Source organism: Thermosynechococcus vestitus BP-1 (assembly GCF_000011345.1).
In the GTDB taxonomy this organism is placed as follows: Bacteria; Cyanobacteriota; Cyanobacteriia; order Thermosynechococcales; family Thermosynechococcaceae; genus Thermosynechococcus; species Thermosynechococcus vestitus.
In genome coordinates this window covers 17,402-30,577 of record NC_004113.1, presented here as the reverse complement: position 1 = coordinate 30,577, position 13,176 = coordinate 17,402, and the positions used below count along the sequence as shown (strand labels likewise).

14 protein-coding genes are annotated in these 13,176 nt (G+C 53.3%); 9 read left to right on the top strand and 5 right to left on the bottom strand.

Going from position 1 to position 13,176, the window contains the following annotated elements; translation table 11 throughout:
- Nucleotides 1-92: 92 nt before the first annotated feature.
- Entirely contained in the window at nucleotides 93-1,766 is a 1,674-nt protein-coding gene (ltrA, locus tag TLL_RS00150) for a group II intron reverse transcriptase/maturase (protein WP_231833792.1), read from the bottom strand.
- A gap of 1,576 nt (nucleotides 1,767-3,342) precedes the next feature.
- Here ltrA and TLL_RS00145 point away from each other — a divergent pair.
- Nucleotides 3,343-4,302, top strand: coding sequence for a hypothetical protein (locus TLL_RS00145; protein WP_011055885.1), 960 nt, complete (start codon nucleotides 3,343-3,345; stop codon nucleotides 4,300-4,302).
- Here the strand turns inward: TLL_RS00145 and TLL_RS00140 are convergent.
- The 3 genes from TLL_RS00140 to TLL_RS00130 form a co-directional block, all read right to left on the bottom strand.
- Complete coding sequence (locus tag TLL_RS00140) at nucleotides 4,299-5,441, bottom strand: histidine kinase (protein WP_011055884.1); 1,143 nt, start codon at nucleotides 5,439-5,441, stop codon at nucleotides 4,299-4,301. The two genes, TLL_RS00145 and TLL_RS00140, sit on opposite strands and share 4 nt — an antisense overlap.
- A gap of 130 nt (nucleotides 5,442-5,571) precedes the next feature.
- On the bottom strand, nucleotides 5,572-5,898 hold the full coding sequence (locus tag TLL_RS00135) for a hypothetical protein (RefSeq protein ID WP_011055883.1): 327 nt from the start codon (nucleotides 5,896-5,898) through the stop codon (nucleotides 5,572-5,574).
- A complete protein-coding gene (locus tag TLL_RS00130; RefSeq protein ID WP_011055882.1) occupies nucleotides 5,895-6,878 on the bottom strand; it encodes a hypothetical protein in 984 nt (327 codons plus the stop codon). Before TLL_RS00130 ends, TLL_RS00135 begins: the two co-directional genes overlap by 4 nt.
- Before the next feature lie 162 nt (nucleotides 6,879-7,040).
- Here TLL_RS00130 and TLL_RS00125 point away from each other — a divergent pair, with 162 nt between their 5' ends.
- The 8 genes from TLL_RS00125 (at nucleotide 7,041) to TLL_RS00090 (ending at nucleotide 11,708) form a co-directional block, all read left to right on the top strand.
- On the top strand, nucleotides 7,041-7,340 hold the full coding sequence (locus tag TLL_RS00125) for a TMEM165/GDT1 family protein (RefSeq protein ID WP_011055881.1): 300 nt from the start codon (nucleotides 7,041-7,043) through the stop codon (nucleotides 7,338-7,340).
- A gap of 132 nt (nucleotides 7,341-7,472) precedes the next feature.
- Nucleotides 7,473-7,934, top strand: a complete 462-nt coding sequence (locus tag TLL_RS00120; protein WP_011055880.1) for a Fur family transcriptional regulator — start codon at nucleotides 7,473-7,475, stop codon at nucleotides 7,932-7,934.
- Between the two features lie 5 nt (nucleotides 7,935-7,939).
- Nucleotides 7,940-8,584, top strand: a complete 645-nt coding sequence (locus TLL_RS00115) for a pentapeptide repeat-containing protein (RefSeq protein WP_011055879.1) — start codon at nucleotides 7,940-7,942, stop codon at nucleotides 8,582-8,584.
- 112 nt (nucleotides 8,585-8,696) lie between these two features.
- The gene (locus tag TLL_RS13405) at nucleotides 8,697-8,858 is read left to right on the top strand and encodes a DUF454 family protein (RefSeq protein WP_164921063.1); all 162 of its coding nucleotides are present in this window, start codon (nucleotides 8,697-8,699) and stop codon (nucleotides 8,856-8,858) included.
- The gene (locus TLL_RS00105) at nucleotides 8,855-9,190 is read left to right on the top strand and encodes a hypothetical protein (protein WP_011055877.1); all 336 of its coding nucleotides are present in this window, start codon (nucleotides 8,855-8,857) and stop codon (nucleotides 9,188-9,190) included. Before TLL_RS13405 ends, TLL_RS00105 begins: the two co-directional genes overlap by 4 nt.
- Before the next feature lie 162 nt (nucleotides 9,191-9,352).
- Nucleotides 9,353-10,273, top strand: coding sequence for a bifunctional methylenetetrahydrofolate dehydrogenase/methenyltetrahydrofolate cyclohydrolase FolD (gene folD / locus TLL_RS00100; RefSeq protein WP_164920629.1), 921 nt, complete (start codon nucleotides 9,353-9,355; stop codon nucleotides 10,271-10,273).
- Nucleotides 10,274-10,283: 10 nt separating this feature from the next.
- A complete protein-coding gene (crtE, locus tag TLL_RS00095; RefSeq protein ID WP_011055875.1) occupies nucleotides 10,284-11,207 on the top strand; it encodes a geranylgeranyl diphosphate synthase CrtE in 924 nt (307 codons plus the stop codon).
- A gap of 51 nt (nucleotides 11,208-11,258) precedes the next feature.
- Nucleotides 11,259-11,708, top strand: a complete 450-nt coding sequence (locus TLL_RS00090; protein WP_011055874.1) for a divergent PAP2 family protein — start codon at nucleotides 11,259-11,261, stop codon at nucleotides 11,706-11,708.
- 10 nt (nucleotides 11,709-11,718) lie between these two features.
- Here TLL_RS00090 and TLL_RS00085 read toward each other — a convergent pair whose 3' ends face one another.
- Nucleotides 11,719-13,149, bottom strand: coding sequence for a mannose-1-phosphate guanylyltransferase/mannose-6-phosphate isomerase (locus TLL_RS00085; protein ID WP_011055873.1), 1,431 nt, complete (start codon nucleotides 13,147-13,149; stop codon nucleotides 11,719-11,721).
- Nucleotides 13,150-13,176: the final 27 nt, after the last annotated feature.

Below are 13,176 nucleotides of genomic sequence, written 5' to 3'. Positions count from 1 at the left end.
TCGATACTCTAGTCGGGTAGCGGGGGGCATTACTGCCCCCTAGCCCCCTAAGAACCGGACGTGCTAGTTTCCCAGCATCCGGCTCAGGCCTCTCAAAGCCCCTCTTTCAAGAGGGACCGGCTGTGCTGACCATCTCGGCTGTGCACCTGTTTGTGGCAGTTGGCGTGGATTAAGACAAGATTATCCAGGTCGTCAGAACCACCCTTGTGTTTGGGCAATATGTGGTGGATGTCAGTGAGCATGTCTTGCTCAATTTCACCCCCGCATACTGGACAGATACCACCCTGTTTCTTCCATAGTTCTCGGCGGATGCGCCGATATTGAGCAGGGGCTTTTTTGAGTTTCTTGCGTTTCTCAAAGTATTCTGCCCACTCTGGGAGAAACGGATTGGCGTCTGCCTTGATTTTGACGTGGCGTTGGATTCGGGTGTCAGAGGTTTTGATTAGGCGTTTGGTCCTCAGTTCCCCGTTCTTGTCTTTCATCACCATACCGAACACCCAGTCTCTGCTTCCGTTTTTGATGAAGTATTTGTCCTTCACCCATTGGGCAGGTTTGTTTGGGTGCCGGCGCCTTGCCCATCGCCACAATTTGTGCCAGGTGGCGAAGTCCACTCGGTTGAAGGTTTCCTTAGAGACTTGTCCTTTGTGATAGTTGGCCCAACCTCTAATGATTGGGTTGAGTGTGTCTATCACGATTTCCTGGGTTGCTGTCCTAAGTTCCCTTAGAGTGTCTCGGATTTTCTTGAGGAACGCTTTCACGTTCTTCTTCGCGGGTTTGATGAGAAGAACCCCGTTGTACTTGCGAATGTTCCATCCGAGAAAGTCGAAGCCTTCCTCAATATGGACGATTTTTGTCTTCTCGGGGGACAGGGTCAAGCCCCGTTCTTTTAGGAACTCCTGGATTAGGTTTCTGGCTTTCTCCAGGGTTTCCTCATCTTTTCCCGTCACGACAAAATCGTCAGCATATCGGATGAGGTTGACTTTTTGACCTCTGAGGTGTTTGGCCAACAGTTCTTCCATCCCATCTAGGGTTATATTGGCAAGAACTGGGGAGATTACCCCTCCCTGAGGTGTCCCAGCATGGGTGGGGAAGAGTTGCTGTTTCCAGACGAACCCAGATTTAAGCCATTTCCGTAAGATCCCTTTGTCCAGTGGAGTGTTGGCTAGTAGCCACTCATGGCTGATGTTATCAAAGCATCCGGATATGTCAGCGTCAAGGACGTGTTCAGCCGACTTGGCTCTTGCCAGAGCAAGGAAGCATTGTCCTGCCGCATCTGCCGTACATCGCCCTCGGCGGAACCCATAGGAGTTCCGGTCTGCTGTGGTTTCCGCGACTGGTTCTAGGGCTAGTGCATATAGTGCCTGCATTGCCCTGTCCTTCATTGTCGGGATTCCTAGCGGGCGCTGTTTGCCGTTTGCTTTCGGGATATATACCCGCCTCAGGGGTTGGGGCTTATAGCCTCTTCTCCTGAGGGACTTTATGGCTTGGGTTTTCTGCTCTTGTGTGGACCAGGTTATCCCATCCACACCAGGTGTTTTACTGCCTGAGTTGTCAGTTACCCGTTTCACGGCAAGGGCTTTGCCGTAGAACGAGTGGGTCAGGAGCCATTGCAAAGCTTTCACTTTGCCCCAGCGTCCTTCCTTCACAGCCTTTGCGATACGCACTTGCAGCCTCTTTACCTCACGGTTGGCTTTGGCCCAGTTTATGCTGTGCCAGCTTATTTCCGTTTGGTTGGTGACTGCACCAGTGGTTTGGTCCACCGTCATTGTCGGGTAGCAGGGGGGCATCGCTGCCCCCTAGCCCCCTAGGAACCGGACGTGCAAGTTTCCCCGCATCCGGCTCGAGCCCCCCAGGACCCCTCATTTAAGAGGAACCGGTTGTGCATGCAACCTTTACGATACTCATCTACAGCCTCTCTACCTTTTGAGCAGGTTGGTGACCGCACCAGTGACTCAAGATCACCGCCATTTGCATTGTCACCATTAGGAAGGTTCTATAGACTTTCTCGTAAGGGGGGACCGGCGGGAAGTCTGCCCTCTTTCGAGTGGGATGATGTTGAATGTCCTGCCAGCATTCTCAATCCCTATCTAGCCCATTACAGGCTAGCATTCGCTTTTTCCCACCTCCTCTACCCGCACCCCCATCAGCATTCCTTACGGTTTGCCTGCCTTGAATGTTCAAGGCGAAGATACGGGCTTACCGCGTTCCAACCAGATGACACGAGGGGTTAGGTGGTGACTATACCCCGGCGGAGTTGCTGTCCCCGTTCACTGAAAAGCAAGCAGTGAATCCAATCCGCTTTGCCATTTTGGCTCAGGCCTATCAGCATCTTTGGCCTGCTTGGAGTAACGAGGCTTCTAGCGTCACTTCACTTGCGTTCACCATACCCTCAAGCCTAGCTCCCTATCACCTGACGCTGGTGAAGTTGCTTCCTCCTCACGGATTCGGCTCCAACCTTCCGGTTCGGGCTTCATTGTCGGGAGGGCTTCATACCTGACCGTTACCAGTCACGCATGCCTCCTTAGGCTACGGTTGGGGGAACAACCGGTCCCGTTCTAGCTTGTTGGGCTAGTGGGACAATCATCTGGCTAGCTTTCGCGTCGCACTGCCTTGTCTCCATTCAAGAGGTTCTACAGGTTATCTCGCAAAGGGAGACCAGCAGGAAGTCTGCTCCCTTTCGGGCGGGGTGATGTTGGATTGTTTCCTCAACCCCTATCCGGTCCGTTACAGACCAGCATTCGCTTTCTCCTGCATCCCATACCCGCACCCTCATCAGCATTCCTTACGGTTTGCCTGCCTTGAATGTTCAAGGCGAAGATACGGGCTTACCGCGTTCCAACCAGATGACGCGAGGGGTTAGGTGGTGACTTTACCCCGACGGAACTATTGTCCCCGTCCACTGAGATGACAGCAGTGAAACCAGTCCGTTTGCCATTTTGGCTCAGGCCTATCGGCGTCTTTGGCCTGTTTATAGTAACGAGGCTTCTGGCGTCACTTCACTTGCGTTCACCATACCCTCAAGCCTAGCTCCCTATCGCCTGACGCTGGCAAAGTTGCTTCCTCCTCACGGATTCGGCTTCAACCTTTCGGTTCGGGCTCCGTTGTCGGGAGGGCTTCATACCTGACCGTTACCAGTCGCGCATGCCTCCCTAGGCTACGGTTGGGGGAACAACCGGTCCCGTTCTAGCTTGTTGGGCTAGTGGGACAATCATCTGGCTAGCTTTCGCGTCGCACGCCACCCTCTATAGTGGAATTAAGAGCTAGCGTTGCCTTGTCTAGCCTTCATCGCCTTCATCGTCGGGTGAGGGGAAATGAGTCACATCAATCTGCGGCACTAAGCCTATGACTCCTCCAGCGGCAATTCGATTACTGCCCAGCGATCAAAAACTCTTCCAAGATCTCCTTGGCTATCATGAACTCACAACCAAGGCAGAAAAACAGGCGGCCTTGATCTCCTTGCTCCAGCGCGATCGCGCCCAAGTCATCGTCAAAAGTCTTGCCCAAGCTGCCTTTCCCCAAACCGCCTTTAATGTTGCCCTCTGGATGCTCAACCATGACTTGGTAACCCTAGATTGGCTCTACGACATCACCTACCGCATTTCAACCCAAGGCTGCCAAGAAACGATTGATCTGGGCCTGCTCTACACCAGCCTGCAACACTTAAGTCCGGGGGATGCAGCCATTGTTTTAGGCCAAACCGATGCTGCCCTTAAGGCCATTCGTCTTGATGACTTAGACCTCGCCACCTTAATTACGACATTGGAACCGGGGGTGGCCATTAGTTTGCTCTCTTGGTTTGTCACCTTTAAGAAAATTACGACCGTCGATCTAGAGTACATCAGTCAAATTGTCCAGAAGCTAAAACCTACTGCCGCGCCGCCCCAAGAGACCACCGAAATTCACTCTCAGCCCCTTGTCCCTGAACCCCGTATCATTGAACTCACCCTCGAAGACAAATTGCTGGAGTTAAATTTGCAATTGGGGGGCACAGAAACAGAGATCCTACCCAAGGTTTTGGATCGCTTTTTGTTTCGGCGCACGCGGGAAGATAAGGTGGTCTATCGTCCCAATACACAGGTGGTACGCCTAGCCTGCGTCGGCGGAGAGCGCCGCGACATTCCAGTGCCAGTGCGCAGTGCCAAAACGTGGCCACCGGGAGTCTATGTGATCTATCGCGAGCAGGAATCCCTCCAACTGATGCGCTTGCCAGATAATGAGTTCTACGAAATTTTGCCCTTTGGGCCTGATCCCTATCTGCGTGCCGAAACGATCGCCCGCATGATTGAGGAAGGGCAGCCCTAGCTATAAACAGGGAGTGTGAAGTGGAAGCAACTGCCTTTCCCCGGTTGGGAGTCCACCCAAATCTGGCCATAGTGCATACGAATAATCTGGCGGCAAAGGGCAAGGCCAATGCCATAGCCTTCAATGGCGCGATCGCGATCGAGGCGAACCGTTTCGCCAAAAATTTTCTCCTGCTGCTCAATGGGAATACCTGGACCAGTGTCAGAGACGGTAACTTGCACTTTTTGAGTCATGCGGTGAAAAGCACTCAGGTGAATTTTGCCCCCTTCGGGAGTGTATTTACAGGCATTATCCAGTAGGTTGACAAGCACCTGACGAATGCGATCGCCATCCCCATAAACCAAGGGCAAATCCAGAGGAATATCGGTGGTAAAGTGCTGCTTTTTACGCTCAAAATTTAGGCGCACATCCTCAACGGTCTCTTGGCATAGTTGCCGCAAATCCAGTTGCCGTGCCATAATTTGCAGCTTGTCTTGGGGGCCGCGAGCCGCCAAAAGTAAATCAGTAATCAGCTGTCCCATTGTCTGGGTTTGACTGCGGGCATGGTGAAACAGGCGTTGGATGTCCTCAATAGGGAGTTGTTGACTGCTCTCTTCCTGAAGGTTGGACTCTAGGGTTTCAAGGGCAATGCCGCCGGCAGTGAGGGGGTTGCGTAATTCGTGAGCCAGCAAGCTAATAATTCGATCCTTGAATTGGAGTTGTTCGGCAAGGCGATCCCGCTCTTGGCGCAGTTGAAACAGCTCATCCTTGAGGCGGCTGAGTTCCATAGAGCAATCTGACTGCTCCGCTGCCGACTTTTGCATATCCGCCTGTAGGCCAAGGGCCACTTCCCGCTGCCAGCGCGGCCACCAATAGTCCACCTTTTGCAGGAGCTTACGACCAGCGAGGGTTTGGCGCGGTTCAGGACGGACTTTAATCAAAGCGGGCGTGGCAACTAGCTTATACTCCTCTAGAAGGTAGGGCTGCTCACCAATGGGCACCACTTTTAATTCAAAGCTAAAGTTCGAGGGCAGTTGCTGAATGTGAGCTTGAATGGCAGCAGTTTCCTCTTCATCGCCCGGACGATTGGCAACAAACAGGAGCAAACTGAGCGGCGGTGTCGTTTCTTGGGGAGAACTGGCATCCGCAGACGCTTTCATTGAATCACCGGGGAGTCTTCTCAAGGGCAGTGAATTGCGCTTCCTAGAGGGGAAACCCTAAAGAGGATGTATAAAGATTAACTAACATAAAGGTTAACTGAAATGTTAGGCTTCTCATCCGCAGCCCAACCTAGGAGCGCTGGCCATCCCGCCGTCCGAGTTCGTAAATTGCCCCGCCGATGGTTGCCATCAGGCCTAAACTCAAGGCCCAACTTTGACCTAAGCCCAAACTACAGAGGACAAAGCAACCCGTACCCACAAGAATAAAGGGAATGAGCCCCACCATCCCTGCCCAGAATTCGGCACTTTGGTTTGCTTCACCCCCTAGCCACATCACTAAACGCTGCATGAAGGCTTGCCCCGTGGGATAAAACCCCCAGTACAGGGCGATCGCCCACAGACCAGAGCCGGCAATGGCAATGGGGGAGAAAGAAACCTGCGGCAAATTGGGAATCATGGGAGTCCTTGAAAAATCTTGGGATCAAACATTTCTCGGAAAGATAAATAGTAGGGTGTAAAAACACTTGTATCATGCCCAGGGGCACGGGTTTGTATTTCTTTACCCAAAAGGTGCACCATTTGAAACACCAGCTCCCATGTCACATTTAGAGAGGGATACAGCATCAAACAGAGGGGAAAAAGTTCCCGTTGCAGGGCCTCAAGGCTTTGCTCCAAAAGACATACCCAAAGGTAGATTTGGAACATCTCAACATCGCGAATACTGGAAACGCGCACACTGGCTTCGGTTAAAGGGCCACTAAAACAGCGGTGCTGGGGGTTGAGCTCGGCAACACGGTGACAAATGGCGGTGGCGATCGCTGTGCTCTGGGGCAATAGATGGCGCACTAAAGCCAAGGCAGGATCGTTGTAGTCGTAATTGGCCGCTGCACTATAGAGACGGTGCAAGGGCATGTAGAGGTGATCATCAATGACCTTGAAGAAGCGACTGAGAATGGGACGTTGATTTATGGGTGCTACTTCCAGCAGTAATACCCCCGTGTGGTGAAATTGCATGCTCACAAAGCCAATCACCCGGGAATCGACCGCTGTATAGCGGCTGCGAATCTCACTGACGGCACTGGCTATCTTGGCGGTCATTTGCTGGGTGCCCTTGCCAGCTACGTAGAGTTTCAGGGTGTGCTGATAAATGTCATGAATGTCTTTGGAGATGCTCCAGGGATCCACCAGTTCCGCTGGGATGCCATGGCGAATCATCGCTTCAGCCAAAAAGCCTTCGGTGCGCTGCCAAGCCTTGACACTGGCGCTGCGCAGTTCGGCCAAAAGTCGAGGAGCCACCACTGCCGGATCATCCTCCGCAAGGGTGGGGGTGTTGAGGTTGCTGATATAGCGCTTTGCCCAGGCCTGTGCTGGACTGGTCAAGAAGGAAGGGTCCGGCGCGATCGCGCTCGATCCATCAGTGGTATTCAACAGGCGCACCTCGACTATTATTTAACAGGGCTATAACTATAGGCAAAACTGATGTTAAGAATTATAACTTATTTTAAGCTGAACCAGCCACGCTGAACCAGGACCCTCGTTGACCACCACTGCCTATACCGTTACGCTGCCCTATAGCAGCAACCTCTTTGGAGAGACCAGATGGACTGGCAATCCTTTGCCCTCGGTTTTGCAATTGTTTTCTTGTCGGAACTGGGGGACAAGAGTCAACTGGTGGCGATTACTTTAGGGAGTAATGCCCGCTCCACTACTGCCGTGTTTTTAGGGGTCGCCTCTGGTTTGGTGTGTACAACGTTTTTGGGTGTGCTTTTGGGCAGTGGGATAGCCACATTGATCCCCGTCAAGGTTGTAAAGGCGATCGCTGCAATGATGTTTGCATTTCTGGGTTTTTACTTACTCTCTCAAACAACGGCTGAGAGCCTTGACAAGGGGCAAATTTGATTATAACCAGAGGATTGATTATCATAGTGACTACAGGTTAATAAATGGATCATCCTGAAACTGCGATTAAACCGCAATAGGCTACTTCACTAAGCAACATCTGCTGTTTGAGTTTTATTTTAGGATAGCGCCGTGTTCACGTCTCCTGCTCCCAGTTCCCTACCCCCCATTCGTTCCCTTGAGGATGCCATTGATCGCTGTCAACGCCTAGGATTGCGCCTGAGTCGGCAGCGGCGTGCTATTCTTGAACTGCTCTGGGATGCCAAGGATCATCTCTCAGCGCGGCAGATCTATGATCGCCTGAATCAAGCCGGCAAAGACATCGGCCATACCTCTGTGTACCAAAATCTTGAAGCCCTTTCAGAGCATGGCATCATTGAGTGCGTTGAGCGTGCCGATGGGCGTCTCTACGGCAATATCAGTGATAGCCACAGCCATGTCAATTGTCTTGATACCCAGAAGATTATTGACGTTCACGTTGAGCTCCCCCCCTCCCTCGTTGCTGAGATTGAAGCAAAAACTGGCGTCAAGATTGTTGACTATCGCATTGATTTTTACGGTTATCAAAATACTGAGCCGAGTGCCCAAGGATAGCTGCTGTGACGAATCCCCAACATCTTCAGCTTCTTAAGCAGGGGGTGACCGCTTGGAATCAATGGCGGGAGCAAAACAGTGATATTCGTCCTGATCTGGGACAGGCGGATCTCACTGGCGCCAATTTAGAGCTATACAACCTCACCAATGCCAATCTCGATCAGGCAAATTTAGCAGGGGCCGATCTGCGCAATGCTTTGCTCAAGGATGCCTACATGGCAGGTGCAAACCTCTACATGAGTGACCTGATTGAGGCAGATTTGCAGGGTGCCTGTCTACAGCGAGCCACCTTAGTGGGTGCCGATCTCTACAAGTCAAATATTGCGATGGCCGATCTCCGCCAAGCCAACTTAGTGGGCGCGCTACTGCGGCGCGTGAGTTTGGTGGAAGCAACCCTTGCCTATGCCAACCTCACCCGTGCCAATCTTTTTCAGGCCAACCTGTACTTGGCTGATCTCAAGGGTGCAATTTTACAGGAGGCGATTCTCGAAAGCGCCAGTCTCATTGAGGCGAACTTTGAATCTGCCGTTCTCATTGCTGCCAAGATGGCGAAGGCCAATGCCCGCCGTGCCAACTTTAAGGGAGCCAACCTCTACAAAGCAGAAATGGACGACATGGATCTGCGGAATGCGATTCTCGATAAAGCTTAGACCCGCAACTTGTGAAAAGACAAGGTTCAGGCTACGTTAGAGGTGAATCATCCTCGCCTATTGGAACTCGAAAGGAGTGCCTGTGACTAAAAGCATCCGTAACACAGCACGTATGATTCTTGGTGTGATTTTTGGAATTATTGGGGTTGTGGGCTTTCTCTTACCCCTAGTGCCAGGAACACCTTTTTTGCTGATGGCGGCAGCTTGTTTTAATTCTATGGAACCCGAGGAGACCGCCAGTACCCGAGGGAATGAATCGCCACCCGGGGCATGAAATACTTTTTCCTCACTGAGGGGTGGCATATTGGCCGCGTGTGGGAACCCCAAGGCCTCTGGAATGAGCAAGCGTGGCGGCGATCGCCGGTGATCACCCGTACCTGCCTCTACATCCTAGAGGGGGAAGAAAAGCTCTGGCTTTATCAAGTGGAGGACATGGTTCTTATGGTGGAGGTCAAGCCGAGCCATCCTGATCCTGCCTCAACCATTGGCCAAGTGGTGCTAAAGCGCCTGATGAGTGCAGAGGATGTGCTGACGTACCTGTGTACCACCCCTGCCATTTCCAACATTCAAGTGGAGCGAGGCTCCCCCGCAGGCGATCGCCCCTAGGGAGTGTTAAGCCCTGGGTACAACTGAGTAAAGAACTTGATCGAAGCGGGCGCCCGTGGTCACGATTTGGGATAAACTAGTTCGATGTTGTTGCCAACCGATGGAAACGTATTGGGCAACTCAACCCTAGACTTTTGTGATCGATGAATTTTAAGGTGTCCTTTGGTTGCACATGCCGCTACCTGCCTTGATGGCAAGTCCTTAGCCCAGTCTATTGAACGCCAGTTGGCTGATCATGTGCGGACGTTTCAAGCCCAGTGGGGGCGATCGCCCGGGTTAGCAGTCTTGCGAGTTGGCAATGATCCCGCCAGTGCGGTGTATGTCCGTGCCAAGGAACAGGCCTGTAGCCGCGTCGGGATTCAATCCTTTGGTGCCCACCTACCGGCCACTATCACAGAAGCAGCTCTCTTGGCCAAAATCACTGAGCTCAATCAAGATGAACGAGTGGATGGCATTCTCCTGCAATTGCCCCTGCCGCCCCACCTTGATCCTCGTCCCCTGCTATACGCCATTCATCCCGATAAAGATGTGGACGGCCTGCATCCAGAAAATCTGGGTCGGCTAGTGCGCGATGAACCGGGACTGCGCAGTTGTACTCCCGCTGGGGTGATGCAGCTTTTGGCCGCCTATGGCATTGATGTCGTAGGTCGCTCAGCAGTGGTCGTGGGTCGCAGTATTTTGGTCGGTAAGCCCCTGGCGCTGATGTTGCTCAGTGCCAACGCAACGGTGACGATCGCCCACTCCCGTAGCCGTGAACTCGCCAGTATCACCCGTAGTGCCGAGATTTTAGTGACAGCGATGGGGCAGCCGCGGCGCATTACGGCCGATATGATCCGACCAGGGGCAGTGGTCATTGATGTGGGCATTAATCGCATCCAACGCCCCGATGGCAAATCAAGTCTCTGGGGTGATGTGGACTACGAAGCTGCCCGTGCAGTGGCCAGTTATATTACCCCTGTTCCGGGGGGCGTAGGTCCGATGACCGTTGCCATGTTGTTGCACAATACTGTATGGAGCTACTGTCGCCGTCACAACTGGCAGCAGCCCCTGCTTTCCTTGACCTCTATGCCGCCCGCACCCTGAGGAGTTGTTCATGATTTCCGCTGATCCCCCCCAAGTCCATCCCGCCGGCACATTTGATCTCAAGGCCTACCTCAAAGAACGCCAAGCCCTTGTGGAAGCTGCCCTTGAAGCCTCGATTCCGGTGGCCTATCCGGAGAAAATTTACGATGCGATGCGCTATTCACTGATGGCGGGGGGCAAGCGGCTGCGCCCGATTCTCTGTTTGGCCACCTGTGAACTGATGGGGGGCACCGTGGAAATGGCCATGCCGACTGCCTGTGCCTTGGAGATGATCCATACGATGTCGCTCATCCACGATGATCTACCGGCCATGGACAATGACGACTACCGTCGCGGCAAGCCCACCAATCACAAGGTCTATGGTGAAGATATTGCCATTCTGGCGGGGGATGGCTTACTGGCCTATGCCTTTGAGTATGTGGTGGAACAAACCAAGAATGTACCCGCGGAGTATCTGTTGAAAATTGTGGCGCGGTTGGGGCATGCGGTGGCAGCAACGGGCTTAGTCGGTGGTCAAGTGGTGGACTTAGAGTGTGAAGGACAGCCCGACATTGGTCTGGAAACGCTGCATTTTATCCACTCCCACAAAACGGGGGCCCTACTGGAGGCCTCTGTGGTGTCTGGGGCATTGCTGACGGGGGCGCATGAATCTGACGTGGCACGCCTGTCCCGTTATGCGGCAAATATTGGCTTGGCATTCCAGATTGTGGATGACATTTTGGATATTACTTCGACCCGCGATGTCCTCGGTAAAACCGTTGGTAAAGATGTGGCTGCCCAAAAAATGACCTACCCGCGCCTGTGGGGTCTGGAAAAATCTCGCCAAGAGGCTGAGCGCTTGGTGGCGGAGGCGAAGGCAGAGTTGGCTGTATATGGGGCGGCCGCTGTTCCTTTGCAGGCGATCGCCGACTACATTACCAGCCGTAGTCATTAACGATCCCGAAGTGGGTTAGGATGGGCGCAGAGTTTGTCCTTGTCCGTAACCATGATGGACGGTCTTCGTGAGCTACTGGCTAACCATGTCCTCTGGGTCGCTTTCGCCGCGAGCGCGATCGCCCAAATGCTCAAGTTACTGATTGACATTGCCAAACACCGCAAGCTCAATTTCCGCGTTTTGGTGGAAACCGGTGGGATGCCCAGTTCCCATTCCGCCCTGGTCACTGCTTTGGCCACTGGAGTGGGGCTGCAGCGGGGCTGGGATAGCATTGAGTTTGCCATCGCCGTTGTCTTTGCCTGTATTGTCATGTACGATGCCGCTGGGGTACGCCAAGCAGCGGGTAAACAAGCCCGCATTCTCAATCAAATTGTTGATGAATTTTTCCAAGAGGGGCACGAATTGGCAGAGGCCCACCTCAAGGAATTGTTGGGCCACACCCCCATTCAAGTGATTGTCGGTTCCGCCCTGGGGGTGGCGATCGCTTGGCTAGCGGTCTAGGGTTTTGCCTTTATTCCTCTGTCTTGCGACCATAGCAATCCTCAAAGCGGACAATATCGTCCTCCCCCAAGTATGACCCCGACTGCACCTCAATCATCTCAAGGGGAATTTTTCCCGGATTGGCCAAACGGTGCACTGCTCCCACGGGAATATAGGTGGACTCATTTTCGGTCAGCAAAAACGTCTTGCCATTGCAGGTGACCTCTGCGGTGCCACTGACCACAATCCAATGCTCGGCACGATGATGGTGCTGTTGGAGTGAAAGGCTGGCTCCTGGCTTCACCGTAATCCGCTTTACCTGAAAGCGATGACCGGCATCAATGGCATCGTAGTAACCCCAAGGGCGATAGACCAGCCGATGATTATAGGCCTCGCTGCGGTTGCGGGCTTGGAGTTGCTCCACCACCTGTTTCACCTGTTGGGCGGCCTCGCGATGGGCAATCAGAATGGCATCGGCCGTTTCCACCACCATGAGGTTGTCCACGCCCACCAAGGCCACCAAGCGGTGCTGACTCTGGGCAAAGCAGTCTTTGCTGTTATAAACGAGGACATCACCGCGGCAACTGTTCCCCCATTCATCCTTGGGCAGGATTTCCCAGAGACTCGACCAAGACCCCACATCGCTCCAGCCACAGTCTAGGGGCACAACAGCTGCTTTTTGGGTCTTCTCCATGAGGCCATAATCCACAGAAAGATTGGGGCATTGGTCAAAGGCTTCCTTCCCTAAGCGGATAAAGTCTAAATCCTCCCGTCCCTGCCGCAGTGCCAAGCGGCAATAGTCTAAAATCTGTGGCTGTTGCTGCGCCAGTTCCGCCAAAAAACTCTGGGCCCGGAAGAGAAACATGCCGCTATTCCAAAGATAATTCCCCGCAGCAAGATAGGCCTCTGCGGTTGCCAAATCGGGCTTCTCCACAAACTCTGCCACGCGATAGGTGTCAGGATCACTGAGGGACTCGCCGCGCCGGATGTAGCCATAGCCTGTGTGGGGAGAAGTGGGCGCAATCCCAAAGGTTACCAGCCAGTCCTTGGCTGCGGCTGAAAATCCCCGTTGCAGTCCCCACTGAAAATGGGCGACATCCTGAATGAAGTGATCTGCCGGCAGCACCAAGAGAAGGGCATCGCTGGCAAGGACTTCTGTGACATAGAGGGCAGCAACGGTAATGGCAGGGGCAGTATTGCGCCCTACGGGTTCAAGTAAAATGCGCGTCGGCGTTACCCCCAGCTCCTGAAATTGCTCCGCCACAAGAAAGCGATGGGCCTCATTGGCAACAACAAGGGGGGGCTGAAGTTGGGGTAAGCCCTGCACCCGTTGCCACGTTTGCTGTAGCAGACTCTTACCTTCGGGAGTTAGGCGTATAAACTGCTTGGGATGGGCTTGTCGCGATAAGGGCCAGAGGCGACTTCCTACGCCCCCCGACAGAATGACGGGAATACAGTCCATGCCAAAACTCCCCAGTGGTATTGTGAT